Annotated in this window: 17 protein-coding genes; 12 read left to right on the top strand and 5 right to left on the bottom strand. The window is 70.5% G+C overall.

Translation table 11 applies throughout. The features are described from left to right. Nucleotides 1-22: 22 nt before the first annotated feature. The 10 genes from LIU39_RS22405 to LIU39_RS22360 all read left to right on the top strand — a co-directional run bounded on the left by LIU39_RS22405 (nucleotide 23) and on the right by LIU39_RS22360 (nucleotide 9,148). The gene (locus tag LIU39_RS22405; protein WP_227048621.1) at nucleotides 23-1,012 is read left to right on the top strand and encodes an FKBP-type peptidyl-prolyl cis-trans isomerase; all 990 of its coding nucleotides are present in this window, start codon (nucleotides 23-25) and stop codon (nucleotides 1,010-1,012) included. A 57-nt stretch (nucleotides 1,013-1,069) separates the two neighbouring features. Then, complete coding sequence (locus tag LIU39_RS22400) at nucleotides 1,070-1,444, top strand: FKBP-type peptidyl-prolyl cis-trans isomerase (protein WP_227048620.1); 375 nt, start codon at nucleotides 1,070-1,072, stop codon at nucleotides 1,442-1,444. A 149-nt stretch (nucleotides 1,445-1,593) separates the two neighbouring features. Next, a complete protein-coding gene (locus tag LIU39_RS22395; RefSeq protein ID WP_227048619.1) occupies nucleotides 1,594-2,580 on the top strand; it encodes a helix-turn-helix transcriptional regulator in 987 nt (328 codons plus the stop codon). 17 nt (nucleotides 2,581-2,597) lie between these two features. Beyond that, nucleotides 2,598-3,548 (top strand): helix-turn-helix transcriptional regulator, encoded by a 951-nt coding sequence (locus LIU39_RS22390; RefSeq protein WP_227048618.1) that lies wholly within the window; start codon nucleotides 2,598-2,600, stop codon nucleotides 3,546-3,548. 37 nt (nucleotides 3,549-3,585) lie between these two features. Next, nucleotides 3,586-3,846: a hypothetical protein gene (locus tag LIU39_RS22385; protein WP_227048617.1), complete on the top strand. Its 261-nt coding sequence runs from the start codon at nucleotides 3,586-3,588 to the stop codon at nucleotides 3,844-3,846. An 81-nt stretch (nucleotides 3,847-3,927) separates the two neighbouring features. Beyond that, entirely contained in the window at nucleotides 3,928-4,158 is a 231-nt protein-coding gene (locus tag LIU39_RS22380) for a hypothetical protein (RefSeq protein WP_227048616.1), read from the top strand. Nucleotides 4,159-4,358: 200 nt separating this feature from the next. Further along, the gene (gene tatA / locus LIU39_RS22375) at nucleotides 4,359-4,646 is read left to right on the top strand and encodes a Sec-independent protein translocase subunit TatA (protein ID WP_227048615.1); all 288 of its coding nucleotides are present in this window, start codon (nucleotides 4,359-4,361) and stop codon (nucleotides 4,644-4,646) included. 61 nt (nucleotides 4,647-4,707) lie between these two features. Beyond that, the gene (tatC, locus tag LIU39_RS22370; RefSeq protein ID WP_227048614.1) at nucleotides 4,708-5,685 is read left to right on the top strand and encodes a twin-arginine translocase subunit TatC; all 978 of its coding nucleotides are present in this window, start codon (nucleotides 4,708-4,710) and stop codon (nucleotides 5,683-5,685) included. Nucleotides 5,686-5,827: 142 nt separating this feature from the next. Continuing rightward, nucleotides 5,828-8,644: a DEAD/DEAH box helicase gene (locus tag LIU39_RS22365; protein WP_227048661.1), complete on the top strand. Its 2,817-nt coding sequence runs from the start codon at nucleotides 5,828-5,830 to the stop codon at nucleotides 8,642-8,644. 138 nt (nucleotides 8,645-8,782) lie between these two features. Beyond that, nucleotides 8,783-9,148, top strand: a complete 366-nt coding sequence (locus LIU39_RS22360) for an L-rhamnose mutarotase (RefSeq protein ID WP_227048613.1) — start codon at nucleotides 8,783-8,785, stop codon at nucleotides 9,146-9,148. 41 nt (nucleotides 9,149-9,189) lie between these two features. Here LIU39_RS22360 and LIU39_RS35015 read toward each other — a convergent pair whose 3' ends face one another. From LIU39_RS35015 to LIU39_RS22335, 5 genes are all read right to left on the bottom strand, one after another. Beyond that, a complete protein-coding gene (locus tag LIU39_RS35015) occupies nucleotides 9,190-9,948 on the bottom strand; it encodes an SRPBCC family protein (RefSeq protein ID WP_264483118.1) in 759 nt (252 codons plus the stop codon). A gap of 3 nt (nucleotides 9,949-9,951) precedes the next feature. After that, nucleotides 9,952-10,560, bottom strand: a complete 609-nt coding sequence (locus LIU39_RS22350) for a winged helix-turn-helix domain-containing protein (protein ID WP_227048612.1) — start codon at nucleotides 10,558-10,560, stop codon at nucleotides 9,952-9,954. After that, nucleotides 10,557-10,694 (bottom strand): hypothetical protein, encoded by a 138-nt coding sequence (locus LIU39_RS22345; RefSeq protein WP_227048611.1) that lies wholly within the window; start codon nucleotides 10,692-10,694, stop codon nucleotides 10,557-10,559. The genes LIU39_RS22350 and LIU39_RS22345 overlap by 4 nt, the downstream gene beginning before the upstream one ends. 180 nt (nucleotides 10,695-10,874) lie before the next feature. Further along, a complete protein-coding gene (locus LIU39_RS22340) occupies nucleotides 10,875-11,729 on the bottom strand; it encodes a siderophore-interacting protein (protein ID WP_227048610.1) in 855 nt (284 codons plus the stop codon). A gap of 50 nt (nucleotides 11,730-11,779) precedes the next feature. Further along, nucleotides 11,780-12,694, bottom strand: coding sequence for a 5'-3' exonuclease (locus tag LIU39_RS22335; RefSeq protein ID WP_227048660.1), 915 nt, complete (start codon nucleotides 12,692-12,694; stop codon nucleotides 11,780-11,782). 228 nt (nucleotides 12,695-12,922) lie between these two features. Between LIU39_RS22335 and LIU39_RS22330 the strand changes: the two genes are divergently transcribed. Continuing rightward, nucleotides 12,923-14,113, top strand: a complete 1,191-nt coding sequence (locus LIU39_RS22330; RefSeq protein WP_227048609.1) for a quaternary amine ABC transporter ATP-binding protein — start codon at nucleotides 12,923-12,925, stop codon at nucleotides 14,111-14,113. Next, the gene (locus LIU39_RS22325) at nucleotides 14,106-16,715 is read left to right on the top strand and encodes an ABC transporter permease/substrate binding protein (RefSeq protein WP_227048608.1); all 2,610 of its coding nucleotides are present in this window, start codon (nucleotides 14,106-14,108) and stop codon (nucleotides 16,713-16,715) included. Before LIU39_RS22330 ends, LIU39_RS22325 begins: the two co-directional genes overlap by 8 nt. Nucleotides 16,716-16,923: the final 208 nt, after the last annotated feature.

Below are 16,923 nucleotides of genomic sequence, written 5' to 3'. Positions count from 1 at the left end.
CCCACGAGCCCGAGTTGGACTGATGAACCCCACGAAGAACACCCGTCGCGCCGCCGCTGCGGCGCTGACCGTGCCCATCCTGCTGTTCACCGCCGCCTGCGGGTCCGATGACGGCAAGGGCTCTGCCGACGGCTCAGTCGTCAAGGTCGAGGGCAAGGCTGGCGCCGAGCCCAAGATCTCGGTGTCCAAGGATGCCAAGCCGGCCGACAAGGTCGTCACCAAGACCCTCACCGAGGGCAAGGGCGCCACTGTGAAGAAGGGTGACCTGGTCCGCCTGGACTACTCGGCCCAGTCGATGAAGGGTCAGAACCTCGGCAGCAGCTGGACCAAGCAGCCCGGTGCCAAGAAGGACGCGCCGCGTACCCAGGTCGTCACCGAGGTCACCGACCAGATGACCCAGCAGATGCTGCCCCCGAAGGTGCTGACCGCTGCCGCCGGGCAGAAGGTCGGCGGCCGCTTCGAGGTCGAGGGCACCGCCAAGGCGCTGATCGGCGCGGGCCTCAACCCGCAGGCAGGCATCAAGCCCGAGGACGGTCTGGTGTGGGTCGTCGACGTGGCCGGCGTGAAGAAGGTCGACAAGAAGGCCAAGGCCGAGGGTGACCAGGCGGCTCCGGACAGCGGGATGCCCGCGGTGAAGGCGAACGGCGAGAAGGCCGCGTCGATCACCGTTCCCAAGGGGGAGAAGGCGCCGAAGGACCTCAAGCAGCAGGTGCTGATCAAGGGCAAGGGCCCCGAGGTGAAGGCCGGCGACGGGCTGATCGCGCAGTACACCGGCGTGAAGTGGGAGGACGGCAAGAAGTTCGACTCGTCCTGGGACCACGGTGGCGCGACCGCGTTCCAGATCGGTACCGGGCAGGTCGTCCAGGGCTGGGACCAGGCGCTGGTCGGCAAGCACGTCGGCGACCGCGTCGAGATCGTCATTCCGCCGAAGCTGGGCTACGGTGCCAGCCCGCAGCACGAGCTCGCCAAGAACACCCTGGTCTTCTCGGTCGACATCGTCGGCACGGTCTGACCTCGGTCTGCGAGACTGTTGCGGTCATCGCAATGATTCGTAAGTAGGAGCACATTCGTGAGCATCGACAAGCCCGAGATCGATTTCCCCGAGGGCCCGGCTCCCAGCGATCTGGAGATCGTGGACCTGTGGGAGGGTGACGGGCCGGTCGCCAAGGCCGGGGACAACGTCTCCGTGCACTACGTCGGCGTCTCCTTCAGCAGTGGCGAGGAATTCGACGCGAGCTGGAACCGCGGCAACCCGCTGCAGTTCCAGCTGGGTGCCGGCCAGGTCATTTCCGGCTGGGACAAGGGCGTGCAGGGCATGAAGGTCGGCGGCCGCCGCCGGCTGACCATCCCCCCGCACCTGGCGTACGGCGAGCGCGGCGCCGGCGGCGGCCGCATCGCCCCGGGCGAGACGCTGATCTTCGTCTGCGACCTGGTCTCCGTCTGAGACCACCGCCGACCCACCGAGGGCCCGTGCCGAACGGCGCGGGCCCTCGGCGTGTCCGGGCACGGCCCGGGGCCCGCCCCTCCGGCTTTTGCCCTGAGCACCCCGGACGGTACGGTCAACGGTCGGGAGATCCACGAGAGAGGGTGCCGATGGCGATTGCCAAGGCCGAGCGGCTGATGAACCTGGCACTGTGTCTGCTGGGTACGCGTCGTCCGTTGACCAAGCGCGAACTGCGGTCGTCGATCGAGGCATACGTCGAGTCCTTCGGCACGGGGGACGGCCCGGCGAGCAGCGACGAGTCGTTCAACCGGATGTTCGAGCGGGACAAGGACGATCTGCGTGAGCTGGGCCTGGTCATCGAGACCGTCGACGGCCTGGAGGGCGACGTCGGCTATCTCGCCCGCCGCGACAGCAACCGCCTGCCCCCGATCACCCTCGACGCCGAGGAAGCCGCGGCGCTCGGCCTGGCCGCCAAGATCTGGCAGCAGGCCCGGCTGGCCGGCGCGGCCAGCGGCGCCCTCCAGAAGCTGCGGGCCGCCGGCATGCCGCTGGCCGCCGAGACCGAGGACATCGACGCGCCGCACAGCGCGCTGGAGCCGCGGATCCCGGCCCACGAAGCCGCCTTCGAGCCGCTGATGCTGGCCTGCCGCGACCGCCGCCCGGTGGTCTTCGACTACCGCAAGTCCAACGCCGCGCACCCCGAGCGCCGTCAGGTCGAGCCGTGGATCCTGGAGTGCTGGCGCGGCCACTGGTACGTCGCGGGCTGGGACCGTGACCGCACGGCCGAGCGGGTCTTCCGGCTCTCCCGCATCACCGGCAAGGTCCGTTCCAGGCAAGGGGCGTTCACCGCGCCGGTGCCCGATCACGTCACCGTCCGCGAGACCGTCGAGAGCTGGGCGGGGGAGACCGCCACGGGGAGCGCCCGGATCAAACTGCGGGCCGGGCACGGCTATCCGCTGCGCGCCCGTGCGCTGACCGTCCGCGCGCTCGGCGACGGCTGGGACGAGCTGGAGATCCCCAACGGGCACGGACTCGACGCCTGGCTGGTGGAGTTCGGGCCCGACGTCGTGGTGCTGGAACCGGCCGAACTGCGGGCCGACGTCATCGACCGGCTGCGCGCCGTGGCCAAGGGCTGAGAGGGACACGAGAACCCATGGCTACCAACGCGATCGACCAGACCCGCCGGATGCTGTCCCTGGTGACCTACCTGCGCGAGCGCCCCGGCGCGCGCGTCGGCGACGTCGCCCGCGCCTTCGGCATCACCGAGGACGAGCTGATCGCCGACCTCGACGTGCTGCCGATGTGCGGGACGAGCTTCCGCGGCGGCGACCTCCTCGACATCGACACCGACGGCGACCGCATCTGGTGGCACAACCCCGACGACGTCGCCGAACCGCTGCGGCTGGCCGCGGACGAGGCCACCGCGCTGCTCGTCGCCGCCCGCGCCGTGGCCACCCTCCCCGGGCTGCGCGAGGGCGACCGGCAGGCCCTGCTGCGTGCCACCGCCAAGCTGGAGGCGGCGGCCGGCGAGGCGGCCGGAGCCAGCTCCCGGCTGTCGGTGACCTTCGAGTCCGAGGGCGGCGTCTTCGCCGACGTGGACCGCGCCATCGCCGAACGGCGCCGGCTGTGGCTGCGCTACTACTCGCCGGCCCGCGACGAGCTGACCGAGCGCGAGGTGGACCCGATCCGGCTGTTCGCCGTCGGCCACACGTACATGGAGGCGTGGTGCCGGCTCTCCGAGGCCCGGCGCACCTTCCGCCTCGACCGGGTCGCCGAGATCAGGCTGCTCGACGCGCCTGCCGACCCGCCGCCCGTCGAACTGCGCGACCTCTCGGAAGGGCTGGTCCAGCCCGCGGCCGAGGACCCCGAGGTCACCATCGAGGTCGGGCCCGGGGGCCGCTGGGTCGCCGAGTACTACCCGCACGACAGTGCCGACGAGCTGCCGGACGGCGGGCTGCGCATCACGCTGCGCACCCCCGACCCCACCTCGCTCCGCAGGCTGGCGCTGCGCCTCGGACGCGACGGCCGGATCGCCGCGCCCCAGGACCTCGCGGACAGGGCGCGGCAGGCCGCGGCCAAGGCACTGGCCGCATACGGCGAGTGAGCGCGGCGCCGCGCACACCGTAAGGAGGCAGCGAAGGATGACGACCACGAGGGCGACCGGAACCCTGGCCGGCCCGACCGGTCCGGTGCTCTTCAAGGCGGCCTGCCCCGACTGCCGGGGCCGCTTCGAGCTGGGATCGGACGCCTTCCGGCTGGCCATCGGCGCCAGCAGCCGCACCACGTTCTACTCCTTCACGTGCCCCGACTGCGGCCGCGCGGTGCGCAGACCGGCCGGCGAGCGGATCGTCGAGCTGCTCACCGGCGGCGGGGTGCGGACCCTGCGGCTGCACACGGGCTGACCCCGTGCCCGACCGGAACCGGAAGGTCCGGTGCCGTACGACACCCGCGGAACCCCCTCGCACCCCCGATAGGCTCGCCCCATGTTCTGGCCCATGATCGCTGTCGTCCTCGGCTTCCTCGGCATCGCCGTGCTCGGCGTCCTCGCCGCCCGCGTCTTCGTCGAAGTGCGGCGGCTGGCCCGCCAGGTGGGCACGGCGTCGGAGCGGATCCAGCGGGCCGCGCAGGACCTGGAGCGGGCCGCGACCCCGCTCGCCGCCGCCGCGCCCGCAGGGAAGCGGAGCGAGCGGCGGGACGACCGAGCCGGGGGTTGACGGGACGCAACGGTCGTACGTATGGACGGTAGGCTGGGGCGCCGGGCCGGAGAGTGCGGCACGGCCCGTGTCCGGGAGTGCGCACAGGGGTTGCCGAGCGTTCACCCGTGAGCGCTACGATCGCTGGAAGCACGGCGGGCGGACGGATGTCCGGCCAAGTCAGGTAGTCCTCAGCCGCCTCGGTGAGAAGGTAATTGCTTATGTTTGGAAAGATCGGCTGGCCCGAGATCATTCTGATTCTCGTCGTCGTGATTCTCCTGTTCGGCGCCAAGAAACTTCCCGACATGGCCCGCTCACTCGGAAAGTCCGCCCGCATCCTCAAGAGCGAGGCCAAGGCGATGAAGGCGGAGGGCGCCAAGAAGGACGAGGCCCCCGCCGACCCGCCGCACGACGACACGCAGGCCGCACCCCGGACCATCAAGGCCGCACCCGGCGATGCGAGCAGCGCCCGACCGGTCACCGAGACCGATCACACCGCGAATCGCTGACCGAGGGCCTGACTGCGGTGGCGGCCCGGCCGCTGCCCGCTGCATGAGATGAGGACGAGGGTTGCTCAAGTCTGCCCCCAACAAGCAACAGCGGGAGAAGGATCCCGAGGGCCGCATGCCCCTCGTGGAGCACCTGCGTGAGCTGCGGAACCGGCTGGCCAAGGGAATCCTGGCGATCGTCATCGCGACGATCGTCGCGGCGTTCTTCTACGAAGCGATCATCAACGTTTTCACCAAGCCGGTCCTGCAGTCGGTGGGCTGCGACTCGCTCTTCACCGACATCGCCAAGCAGGACAAGGGTTCGCGCTGCGCGAGCATCGTGATGATGGACCTGCTCGGTCCCTTCACCCTCGCGCTCAAGGTCTCCCTGGTGGCCGGTGTCATCCTGTCCTCGCCCGTCTGGCTCTACCAGCTGTGGGCCTTCCTGGCCCCGGGGCTGCACCGCAACGAGAAGAAGTACACGCTCGGTTTCGTCAGCGCCGGCTTCCCGCTCTTCCTGGCCGGCGCGTACTTCGCCTACCAGGTGCTGCCGACCACGGCGAAGGTGCTCATCGGCTTCACGCCGGAGGGCATCGGCAACCTCCTGACGCTGGACAAACTGCTCGACGTGATCCTCCGCATGGTGATCGTCTTCGGCCTGTCCTTCGAGCTGCCGCTGCTGCTGGTCATGCTCAACTTCGCCGGCATCCTCACGGGCAAGCGGATGCTCGGCTGGTGGCGCGGCATGATCATGGGCATCACCGTCTTCTCGGCCATCGCCACGCCGAGCACCGACCCGCTGACGATGATCCTGCTGGCCATGCCGATCTGCGTGCTCTACTTCGCCGCCGTGCTGGTCTCGCTGTCCAACGACGCCAGGCGGCGCCGGCGGATGGCGGAGCAGCCGGCCGACGACGAAGCCTCCGACCTGGACCTGACGCCGGAGAGCATCGGCGAGATGGAGCCGGTGGCCGCGCCCGGAGAACTGACGGAGCGGGGCAGCAGTGAGGACGGCGAATCCGGCGGGCGGCGCCGTGGGGACCTCGACGACGTGACCTGACGGATCCGCGCGACCCGGCCGGTGCGCCCTGACCTGACCAGGAGCGCGGCCGGCCGGGGCCCGGGCCGGGTGCTCCGGCTGACCGGCGGCCGGGGAATTTTCCGGTCGGGTGTCAGAGGTGGCCGGTAGGCTCGTGAGCACGATGACCGAGGACATGTCCCCTGCTGAGCGCTATGCCGCCGCCAAGCTCCGTGCGGCCGAGCAGGCCACCGCACTCGCCCCTTTCCGAGAGATGTACGACTTCGCCCTGGATCCGTTCCAGATCGATGCCTGCCGGGCCCTGGAGGCCGGGAAGGGCGTGCTGGTCGCGGCCCCCACCGGATCCGGCAAGACCATCGTCGGCGAATTCGCCGTCCACCTGGCCCTGGAGCAGGGCCGCAAATGCTTCTACACCACGCCTATCAAGGCGCTGTCCAACCAGAAGTATCAGGATCTGGTGCGGCGTTACGGCGCTGACAAGGTCGGCCTGCTGACCGGCGACAACAGCGTCAACTCCGAGGCGCCGGTGGTCGTGATGACCACCGAAGTGCTGCGCAACATGCTCTATGCGGGCTCCCGGTCGCTGATCGGCCTCGGCTATGTGGTCATGGACGAGGTGCACTACCTCTCCGATCGCTTCCGGGGCGCCGTCTGGGAAGAGGTGATCATCCATCTCCCCGAGTCCGTGACCCTGGTGTCACTGTCGGCCACGGTCTCCAACGCCGAGGAGTTCGGCGACTGGCTCGACACCGTCCGCGGTGACACCGAGGTCATCGTCTCCGAGCACCGCCCGGTGCCGCTGTGGCAGCACGTCCTGGCGGGCCGGCGGATGTACGACCTGTTCGAGGAGCGGAACGGGCAGGGTGGCGGCCGCCGCGAGGTCAACCCCGATCTGGAGCGGCTGGTCAGGATCGAGAACAGCCGGCCCACGTTCGGCAAGGACAAGCGGCGCGGCCGGAACATGCGCGAGGCGGACCGCGAGCGCGAGCGGCGGCAGCGCAGCAGGATCTGGATCCCCAGCAGGGCCGAGGTCATCGACCGGCTCGACAACGAGGGCCTGCTGCCCGCGATCACCTTCATCTTCAGCCGCGCCGGGTGCCAGGCGGCCGTCCAGCAGTGCCTGTACGCGGGCCTGCGCCTCAACGACCAGGAGGGCCGCGAGAAGGTCCGCCGCATCGTCGAGGCACGCACCGCCGGCATCCCCGACGAGGACCTGCATGTGCTCGGCTACTTCGAGTGGCTGGAGGGCCTGGAGCGCGGCATAGCGGCGCACCACGCCGGCATGCTGCCGACGTTCAAGGAGGTCGTCGAGGAGCTGTTCGTCCAGGGCCTGGTCAAGGCCGTCTTCGCCACCGAGACGCTGGCGCTGGGCATCAACATGCCCGCGCGTTCCGTGGTGCTGGAGAAGCTCGTCAAGTGGAACGGCGAGCAGCACGCCGACATCACGCCGGGCGAGTACACGCAGCTCACCGGGCGAGCCGGGCGGCGCGGGATCGACGTCGAGGGCCATGCCGTGGTGCTCTGGCAGCGCGGCATGAATCCGGGTGCGCTGGCCGGCCTCGCGGGGACGCGGACGTATCCGCTGCGTTCGTCGTTCAAGCCGTCGTACAACATGGCGGTCAACCTCGTCTCGCAGTTCGGCAGGCACCGCTCGCGTGAGCTGCTGGAGATGTCGTTCGCGCAGTTCCAGGCGGACAAGTCGGTGGTCGGCATCTCGCGGCAGGTGCAGAAGAACGAAGGCGGCCTGGAGGGGTACCGCGCCTCGATGACCTGTCATCTGGGCGACTTCGAGGAGTACTCCGCCCTGCGGCGGAAGCTGACGGACCGTGAGACGGAGCTGGCCAAGCAGGGCGCGGCACAGCGGCGGGTCGCGGCCGCCGCGGCGCTGGAGAAGCTCAGGCCGGGCGATGTCATCCATGTGCCGACCGGCAAGTACGCCGGGCTCGCCCTGGTGCTGGATCCCGGCATGCCGTCGGGGCGTACCGACCGGCACCGCGGCTTCGAGGGGCAGGACGGCCCACGGCCGCTGGTGCTGACCGCCGAGCGGCAGGTCAAGCGGCTGGCGGCGATGGACTTCCCGGTGCCGGTCGAGGCGCTGGACCGGATGCGCATCCCGAAGTCCTTCAACGCCCGCAGCCCGCAGTCCCGCCGGGATCTGGCCTCCGCGCTGCGCACCAAGGCCGGTCACGTGGTGCCGTCCCGGCACCGTAAGCAGCGCTCCGATGCGGTCGACGACAGGGAGATCGCGCGGCTGCGCAAGGACATCAGGGCGCACCCCTGCCACGGCTGCGACGACCGCGAGGACCACGCCCGGTGGGCCGAGCGGTATCACCGACTGCTGCGGGACACCCGCCAGTTGGAGCGCAGGATCGAGGGGCGTACGAACACCATCGCGCGCACCTTCGACCGGATCTGCGCGCTGCTGACCGAGCTGGACTACCTGGAGGGCGACACCGTCACCGAGGAGGGCCGCAGGCTGGCCAGGCTCTACGGCGAGCTGGACCTGCTGGCCAGTGAGTGCCTGCGGGAAGGCGTCTGGGAAGGGCTCGGACCTGCCGAACTGGCGGCCTGCGCCTCGGCGTTGGTGTTCGAGGCCCGACAGGCCGACGACGCGACGGCGCCCAAGCTGCCGGCCGGCCGGGCGCGGGACGCACTGGCGGAAATGGTGCGCATCTGGGGCCGGCTGGACGCACTGGAGGAGGACCACAAGATCAATCAGGCGGAGGGTGTCGGCCAGCGGGAGCCGGACCTCGGTTTCGCCTGGGCCGCCTACCGCTGGGCCTCCGGGTTCGGGCTCGACGAGGTGCTGGTCGAGGCGGACATGCCGGCCGGCGACTTCGTCCGCTGGTGCAAGCAGCTGATCGACGTGCTCGGCCAGATCGCGGCGGCCGCGCCGCCCGGCGGCACGGTCGCCCGCACGGCACGCAAGGCCGTGGAGGGCGTGCTCCGCGGCGTGGTGGCGTACTCGTCCGTCGGCTGACGCCCGCGGTGTCCGGCGCCCGTTCCTCCGGTATCCGGAGGGGCGGGCGCCGTCGTGCGGGACCGCCCTGCCAGGTGTGACCGGCCGCCGGCCGAGGTACGCAACGGGTGCCGGACGCAGCGGACGACGGGAGCGGACATGACGCACAGCGCGGGCAGCAACGCCGGGGACGGCACGCGGATACGGCGCTTCGGGAAGGTGATCAGGCTCCGCGCCGAGCATCGTGAGCGGTATCTGCGGCTGCACGCCGACGCGTGGCCCGCGGTCCTCGCGACCCTCACCGCCTGCGGCATCCGCAACTACTCGATCTTCCTGGAGGGCGATCAGCTCTTCTCGTACGCCGAGTACGTCGGCGACGACTACGCGGCGGACCTGGCCAGGATGGCCGCCGATCCCGCCACCCAGGAGTGGTGGAAGCTGACCGATCCCTGCCAGGAGCAGACCGCGGGCGCGGTGCCGGGGGAGTGGTGGACGCCGATGCGGGAGATCTTCCACCACGAATGACGGGATGTCAGGGGGCGGGTGCGTCGCCCGCCGCGGGGCGGTCAGCCGGTCGTGGCGCCCTGTGCGTACAGGCCGTCCAGCCAGTTCTGCCACGTGGTCCTGGTGTTCTCCGGGTCCGGGCGGGCGGCGGTGTGCGGGGTGTCGTCGGCGAAGAGGTGGAGGGAGATGCCGACCGGCCCGCCGAAGGCGTTGCGGCCGAAGAAGCGGTAGAGGCCGTGGTCGGTGCGCAGGCCCAGGAAGTGGTCGGTGCGGTAGTCGACGACCGCGTCGAGGGGCTCGGCGCCGGGGAGTTGGACGCGCAGCCGGTCGCCGGCGGTGACCGTGCCGGTGACGCCGAGGGCGCGTTGCAGGACGGCGAACGCGTCGGGGGCCTGCGAGTTCTGCGGGCCCGGCACGTCGATGAAGGTGACCGGGCGGCCGGCGAAGTACCGCAGGTACTGGCCGAGGGTGTGCAGGTAGAAGTCGGTGTGCAGGGCGACGCCGTCGTACCGGTCGTCCCGGCCGGTCGCGTCCAGGACGCCGCTGTGGACGTAGCGCAGGACGGCCGTGCCCCCCTCGCGCGCCTCGATCAGGTACTCCAGCGCGTTGAACCAGCCCTCCTCGCCCGTGACACGGACCGCGAAACGGTGGGGCGGATCCCAGGCGGTGACGCCGTCGGCCTCGGGCGTTCTGCCGCCGACGGCGGAGACCTTCTCCGTGGGGAACATCCACGCGTCGGTCTCCGCCGTCACCGCGGCGAACACCTCTTCGGGCGTGGCCGGCAGGACGACCTCCCGGCGGATCTCGAATTCCTTGCCCATTCGTTACTTCTCCTCGGTGGATGGCTGATCCGGCGCGGACGGCGGGGTGGGGCCCGGGCGCCGGGTGATGCTGGGGTGCAGGGCGATGACGAGCCGGTGCGGGCGGCCGCCGGATGCGTGCTCATCGTGGTACTTGGCGGCCAGGTGGCGTACCGACGCGCTCAGTTCCTCGGCGAAGGCCGCCCGGTCGGCGGCCGAGGCGAAGCGGCTCTCGCCGTCGACGGCGAAGGTCGCCAGCCGCTGGTCGGCGGCGCGGGCGCCGTGGATCAGCTCGCCGACCTCGCGCACCAACCGGGCGGCGAGGGCGAGCAGCCAGCGGGCCGACAGCGGGTCGGGCGCGCGGGCCGGATCGGGGGCCACCGCGGGCAGGGCGGCGGGGGAGATCACGTAGGAGGCGGCCGTGGCCTGCATGATCCGTTCGGTGACGTTGCCCTTGCGGCGCTCCTCGACCAGCTCGATCAGGCCGTGCCGTTCCAGGGCGCACAGGTGGTAGTTGACCTTCTGGCGGGACAGGCCGGCCGTTGCGGCCAGGGTCGTCGCCGAACCCGGTGCGGCCAGGGCGGCCGGCAGCCGCGCGCACCGAGAGCCCGGGGGCGGGTCGCCCCCGGTCATCCGTCGGCGGAGGCGACGGCCGTCGCGCCGGCCACCAACCGGGGCCTCGGCACGGCGCGTTCGAAGAGGTCCTGGACGGCTACGCGGACGCCTGCGAGCGGATCGCCGAGGCCGATCTCGCGTTCGCGGGGCACACCGACGGGGTCGACCGGCTCCTGGAGCGCGTGGTGGTCGGCACGGTGCTGGGCGACGTGGTGCTCACGGCCATGCGCCGGCTCGTGCAGGTGGAGGCGTCGGCGCGTGAAGACGGCGAGGGCGCCCGCTGACGGGTGCCCTCGCCGAGGGGGGACGGGCGGTCGGCTGCCCGTCGTGTGTCAGGACGCGGCTGCCGTGGCCTCCTGCTCGGCCTCGACCTGCTGGTTCCAGTCCCGCTTGGACGCCTGCCAGCCGTCCTCGTCGTGGCCCTTGCGCCAGTATCCGGAGATCGACAGCGCCTCGCGCGGGATCTCCCGCTCGACCCGCAGCAGCCGCCGCAGCTCCTTCACGAAGCCCGCCTCGCCGTGCACGAACGCCTGCACCTGCCCTGCGGGGAACTCCAACGCGCCGACGGCGGCGACCAGTTCGCGGCCCACGGGCGCGTCGCCGCGGTGCAGCCAGGAGATCTCGGCGCCGGCCGGCGCGGACAGCTCCTGCTGCTCATCGGGGCCCGCCACCTCGATGAAGGCGTGCACCGGCACACCGGCCGGCATCCGGGCGAGCGAGGCCGCGATGGCGGGCAGCGCGCTCTCGTCGCCCGCGAGCAGGTGCCAGTCCGCCGCGGCCTCCGGGACGTACGCGCCGCCCGGCCCGAGGAACAGCAGCTCCTCGCCCGGCTTCGCATTCGCGGCCCACGGCCCGGCCAGGCCCTCGTCGCCGTGCACCACGAAGTCGACGGCCAGCTCGCGGGCCTCGGCGTCCCAGGAACGGACCGTGTACGTACGGGTCTTGGGCCACTGCTCGCGCGGCAGCTCGGCACGGATCTGCGTGATGTCGAACGGCTCGGGGTAGGTGATGCCGGGCAGCGGGAAGACCAGCTTGATGTAGTGGTCGCTGCAGGTGCCCGCCGTGAACGCGGCCAGCCCCTCGCCGCCCAGGACGACGCGCACCATGTGCGGGGTCAGCTGCTCGGTGCGCCGGACCTCGGCGCGGTGCAGCGTTTGCTTCTTGCGGGCCGGTCGCTCTGCTGCCACGGCGGTCTCCCCTGACGCGAAGATGAGTTAGGTTTACCTAACCTAACAGTTCACCCCCGGAGTGTGTCGAGCAGTCGCTGCAAAGAACCTCCCAAGCCCCACTGGGCGGCGAGCGCCTCCAGCCGCTCGGGATCGGCCGGCTCGCGGGGCAGCGCCTGATCGACGTCCGGGATCCCGACGTCGGTGGCCACCCGTACGACGGCCGGAGCGACGGCGAGGTACGGCCGGGCGTCCGTCAGGCGCTTGCGCTGGGTCGGGGTCAGCTTCGATGCCGGGTCGTCGGCCGCCGCCATGATCCCGGCGAGGTCGCCGTACGCGTCCAGCAGCTTGGCCGCGGTCTTCTCGCCGACACCCGGCACGCCGGGCAGTCCGTCGCTCGGGTCGCCGCGCAGCAGCGCCAGATCGGCATAGCCGGAGCCGTCCACCCCGTACTTCTCGCGCAGCAGCGCCTCGTCGGTGATCTGGAGGGTGCCGACGCCCTTGAGCGGATAGAGGATGCGGATGCCGCGCCGGTCGTCGACGAGCTGGAAGAGGTCGCGGTCACCGGTGACGACGTCCACCGGGCCCGCCGCCCGGCCGGTGAGGGTGCCGATGATGTCGTCGGCCTCGTAGCCCGCGGCGCCGACCCGGGCGATGCCCAGCGCGTCGAGAACCTGCTCGATCACCGGGACCTGCGGGGACAGGGTGTCCGGGATCTCCTCCTCGTCCGGATCCGGGGAGCCCTCGGGGGCTTCTTCGGCGACCCGGTGTGCCTTGTAGGAGGGGATCAGGTCGACCCGCCACTGGGGGCGCCAGTCGAAGTCCATGCAGGCGACCAGGTCGTCGGGGTGATGGTCCTGGACGAGCCGGGTGATGAAGTCCAGCAGTCCGCGCACCGCGTTGACGGGGGTGCCGTCGGGTGCCCTGACCGATTCCGGTACGCCGAAGTAGGCGCGGAAGTAGAGGGAGGCGGTGTCGAGGAGCATCAGGCGTCGAGTCACAACCCGCATGATGCCGCATACCCCAAACGTCACGCGGATGTGAAGTGGGTCACGGAACGGTTTGAGCCAGATAAAGAGGGGCAGGCGCGCACCCGGAGAGGACCCGGTAAGCGATTCAACTTTTCTACCGGTAAAGGCGGGCGGATCCCGTCCCGCTCCACGACCTGCCTACGGGGGTGGCAGGTCGTTTCTCGTGCGACAAGAGAGGTGTATGTGTCCAGGCTTCAAGCCGAGCACCTGTACATGGTGTTCGGCAGACGACCGAAGGACGCGGTGCGCAGGCTCGAAGACGGAGCCGACCGCGACGAACTGCGCGCCGAGGGCACGACCGCCGCGGTGATCGACGCGTCGATCGAGGTGGACGAGGGCCAGATCTTCGTCGTCATGGGTCTGTCCGGGTCCGGTAAGTCCACGCTGCTGCGGACCCTCAACGGGCTGCTGGAGCCGACCGCAGGAACCGTACGGTTCGACGGTCAGGACCTGACCTCGCTCAGCGACAAGGAACTGCGCAAGGTCCGCTCCGAGAAGATATCCATGGTCTTCCAGCACTTCGCGCTCTTCCCGCACCGCAGCGTGCTGGAGAACGCCGCCTACGGCCTTGAGGTGCAGGGCGTCCCGCGCGCCGAGCGTGAGAAGCGTGCCTACGAGGCGCTGGAGCTGACCGGCCTCAAGGGCTGGGAGAAGTCCTGGCCCGACGAGCTGTCCGGCGGCATGCAGCAGCGCGTCGGCCTGGCCCGCGCGCTGGCCACCGACGCGGATCTGCTGCTGATGGACGAGTCCTTCAGCGCGCTGGACCCGCTGATCCGCCGGGACATGCAGGACCAGCTGCTGGAACTGCAGAAGACCCTGAAGAAGACCATCGTCTTCATCACCCACGACCTCAACGAGGCGATGCGCCTCGGCGACAAGATCGCGGTCATGCGGGACGGCCGGATCGTGCAGATCGGCAGCGCCGAGGACATCCTCGTCACCCCGGCCAACGACTACGTCGCCTCCTTCACGCAGGACGTCGACCGCACCCGGGTGCTGACCGCGGGCGCGATCATGACCGATGCCGCTGAGGCGCTCGGCAGCACGGCGCCGGACGGCAAGAAGCTCGCCACCGCCGCTGACCTGCTCGCCGCCGCCCCCGCCACGGTCGGCCTCGACACCCCCATCGTCGACCTGTTCACCCCCTGCTCCACCAGCACCGTCCCGGTCGCCGTCACCGACAAGGCGGGCAAGCTCGTCGGTGTCGTACGGGCCGACCGGCTGCTGGCCGTCGTCGGCGAGAGCGGCGACCAGCCGACCGCCGCTGCCGTGCCCGCCCCGGCGGACCGGAAGCCGTCGGACACGCAGGACAAGAAGCCCGGGAACGCGCCCGCGGACCACGACCCCGAGGGCAAGGTGATCACCGGTGCCTAGAGTTCCGATAGGCAGCTGGGCCAGCGACGCCGTCGACTGGCTCACGGCTCACGTCGCCTGGCTCTTCGACTTCGTCACGACCGTGCTGAACGGGTTCTACACCGGGATCCACGCGGTCCTTGCAGGGCCCGAACCGCTCATCCTCGCCGGCATCTTCGCGATCATCGCCTGGTGGCTGCGGGGTCTGCCGGCCGCGCTGCTGACCTTCATCGGCTTCGCGCTGATCGACTCGATCGAGCAGTGGGACGAGACCATCTCGTCGCTGTCGCTGGTCCTGGTGGCCTGCATCATCACGATCGCGGTCGCCGTTCCGCTCGGCATCTGGGCCGCCCGCAGCCGCGCCGTCGGCGGGGCGCTGCGTCCGGTCCTGGACCTGATGCAGACGATGCCCGCGATGGTCTACCTGATCCCCGGCATCCTCTTCTTCGGACTCGGCGTCGTCCCCGGCATCGTGTCCACGATCGTCTTCTCCATGCCGCCCGCGGTCCGTATGACCGAGCTGGGTATCCGGCAGGTCGACGAGGAACTGGTCGAGGCGGCCGAGGCGTTCGGCACGCACCCGCGGCGCACGCTCTTCCGCGTGCAGCTGCCGCTGGCGCTGCCCACGATCATGGCCGGCATCAACCAGGTCATCATGCTGGCGCTGTCCATGGTCGTCATCGCCGGTACGGCAGGCGGCGGCGGTCTGGGCGGTTCCGTCTACAACTCGCTCAGCTCCGTCGACGTGAAGCTGGGCGCCGAGGCCGGCCTGTCGGTCGTCATCCTCGCCGTGTACCTGGACCGGATGACCGGTGCGCTCAACCAGCGGGTCTCGCCGCTCGGCCGACGCGCCCTGGCCAAGGCGCAGGCCGCGCTCGGCGGGCTGAAGTTCCTGCGCTGGAAGCCCGCCACCTCGCTCGCGACCGTCGGCGTCGTCGTGCTGGCGCTGGTCGCCGGCGGGATGGGCTACTTCGGCAAGAGCAGCGGTAACGGCACCGGTGGCACGGACGGCAACGGCCGCTCGATCAGCCTGGGTTACGTCAACTGGGACGAGGGCCGCGCCACCACGTACCTGTGGAAGGAAATCCTCGAACAGCGCGGCTTCAAGCCCAAGCTCCAGGCGCTGGACGCCGGCCCGCTCTTCGCCGGCCAGGCCCGCGGCGACATCGACGTGCAGTCCAACGCCTGGCTGCCGACGACGCACGCGACGTACTGGAAGCAGTACAAGGACAAGCTGGAGGACCTCGGCGCCTGGTACGACAAGACGTCGCTGGAGATCGCCGTCCCGTCGTACATGAAGGACATCAAGTCGCTCGACGACCTCAAGGGCAAGGGCGGCGAGTTCAAGGGCAAGATCACCGGCATCGAGCCGGGTGCCGGTGAGATGAAGATCCTGAAGGACAAGGTCCTCAAGGACTACGGCCTGTCCGGCGAGTACTCCGTGCAGGACTCCAGCACCTCGTCGATGCTCGCCGAGCTGGACCGCTCCATCCGGGCCAAGAAGCCGATCGCCGTCACGCTGTGGTCCCCGCACTGGGCGTACAACAAGTACGACCTCACCAAGCTCAAGGACCCCAAGGGCGCCTTCGGTTCCGGTGACAGCCTGCACATGCTGGGCCGCAAGGGCTTCTCCAAGGACGAGCCGCAGGTCGCCCGGTGGATGAAGAACTTCCACCTGGACGAGGGGCAGCTCACCGGCCTGGAGAACGAGATCAGGGAAGCCGGCAACGGCCACGAGCAGGACGGCGTGCGCAGCTGGCTCAAGAAGAACCCGGGCCTGGTCGACAAGATCGCCCCGTCCAGCCACGTCTCCTACGCCAAGGGCAAGGACGCGGGCAAGTCCCCGAACATCGGCTACCCGGCGTGGGACGAGGGCATCGCCACCACGTACCTGTGGAAGAACGTCCTGGAGAAGCGCGGCTACCGGCCGAAGCTGCACAACCTCGACGTCGGCCCGATGTGGACCGGCCTGTCGACCGGCCAGATCGACGTGGAGACCGACGGCTGGCTCCCGGTCGCGCAGAAGCAGTACTGGGACAAGTACAAGAAGGATCTCGTCGACGTCGGGCCCTGGTACGACAAGACGTCGCTGGAGCTCGCGGTGCCGTCCTACGTCAAGGGCGTCAAGACCCTCGACGACCTGGCGAAGCACAAGGACGAGTTCAAGGGCAAGATCATCGGGATCGAGCCGGGTACCGGCGAGATGAAGCGCCTGAAGAGCACCGTGGCCCCCGCGTACGGCCTGGAGGACTTCCAGGTCACCGAGGCCGGGACCAGTGCCATGCTCGCCGAGCTGCAGCGGGCGTACCAGAAGAAGGAGCCCATCGCGGTCGTCCTGTGGTCCCCGCACTGGGCGTACAGCAAGTACGACCTCACCAAGCTCAAGGACCCCAAGGGAACCTGGGGCGCCAACAACCACATCACGACGATCGGCAACAAGAGCTTCCCGGAGAAGTTCCCGGAGTTCTCGGGCTGGTTGAAGAACTGGAAGATGACGCCCGACGAGCTGGGCTCCCTGGAGAAGGACATCCAGGACGCCGGCAAGGGTAACGAGGACAAGGGCGTCCAGAAGTGGATCGACGCCCACCCGGGCATCGTCGACAAGATGGCCCCCGTGAAGTAGCCCCCCGCGGCACGCACTTCACGACGGCGGGCCCCGCCCCCGGCATCCGGCCGGGAGCGGGGCCCGCCCCTTTTCGCCCCGCGCCGCGACCGGCTCCCCGGCCCGCCGTCCCCCGACCGGTCCGCCCGATGGCGTAACGGCGGCCGTCCCCGTGTCGCGCTGCCCGGCGCCCGGTGGTGTGCTCGGTGGGTGCCGGTTCCTCCTGTGC

The sequence above is a fragment of the Streptomyces pinistramenti genome (assembly GCF_020564935.1).
Taxonomy (GTDB): Bacteria; Actinomycetota; Actinomycetes; order Streptomycetales; family Streptomycetaceae; genus Streptomyces; species Streptomyces pinistramenti.
Note: the sequence above shows the minus strand (reverse complement) of the source record. Positions and strands in the feature narration are given on the sequence as shown.

Bases quoted from the DNA above. Each gene is read 5' to 3' on its own strand.
- LIU39_RS22350 (WP_227048612.1), bottom strand. From the start codon at position 10,560: ATGACCGGGGGCGACCCGCCCCCGGGCTCTCGGTGCGCGCGGCTGCCG.
- LIU39_RS22385 (WP_227048617.1), top strand. From the start codon at position 3,586: ATGACGACCACGAGGGCGACCGGAACCCTGGCCGGCCCGACCGGTCCG.
- LIU39_RS22380 (WP_227048616.1), top strand. From the start codon at position 3,928: ATGTTCTGGCCCATGATCGCTGTCGTCCTCGGCTTCCTCGGCATCGCC.
- tatA (WP_227048615.1), top strand. From the start codon at position 4,359: ATGTTTGGAAAGATCGGCTGGCCCGAGATCATTCTGATTCTCGTCGTC.
- LIU39_RS22335 (WP_227048660.1), bottom strand. From the start codon at position 12,694: ATGCTCCTCGACACCGCCTCCCTCTACTTCCGCGCCTACTTCGGCGTA.
- LIU39_RS22395 (WP_227048619.1), top strand. From the start codon at position 1,594: ATGGCGATTGCCAAGGCCGAGCGGCTGATGAACCTGGCACTGTGTCTG.
- LIU39_RS22365 (WP_227048661.1), top strand. From the start codon at position 5,828: ATGACCGAGGACATGTCCCCTGCTGAGCGCTATGCCGCCGCCAAGCTC.
- LIU39_RS22405 (WP_227048621.1), top strand. From the start codon at position 23: ATGAACCCCACGAAGAACACCCGTCGCGCCGCCGCTGCGGCGCTGACC.
- LIU39_RS22360 (WP_227048613.1), top strand. From the start codon at position 8,783: ATGACGCACAGCGCGGGCAGCAACGCCGGGGACGGCACGCGGATACGG.
- LIU39_RS22390 (WP_227048618.1), top strand. From the start codon at position 2,598: ATGGCTACCAACGCGATCGACCAGACCCGCCGGATGCTGTCCCTGGTG.
- LIU39_RS35015 (WP_264483118.1), bottom strand. From the start codon at position 9,948: ATGGGCAAGGAATTCGAGATCCGCCGGGAGGTCGTCCTGCCGGCCACG.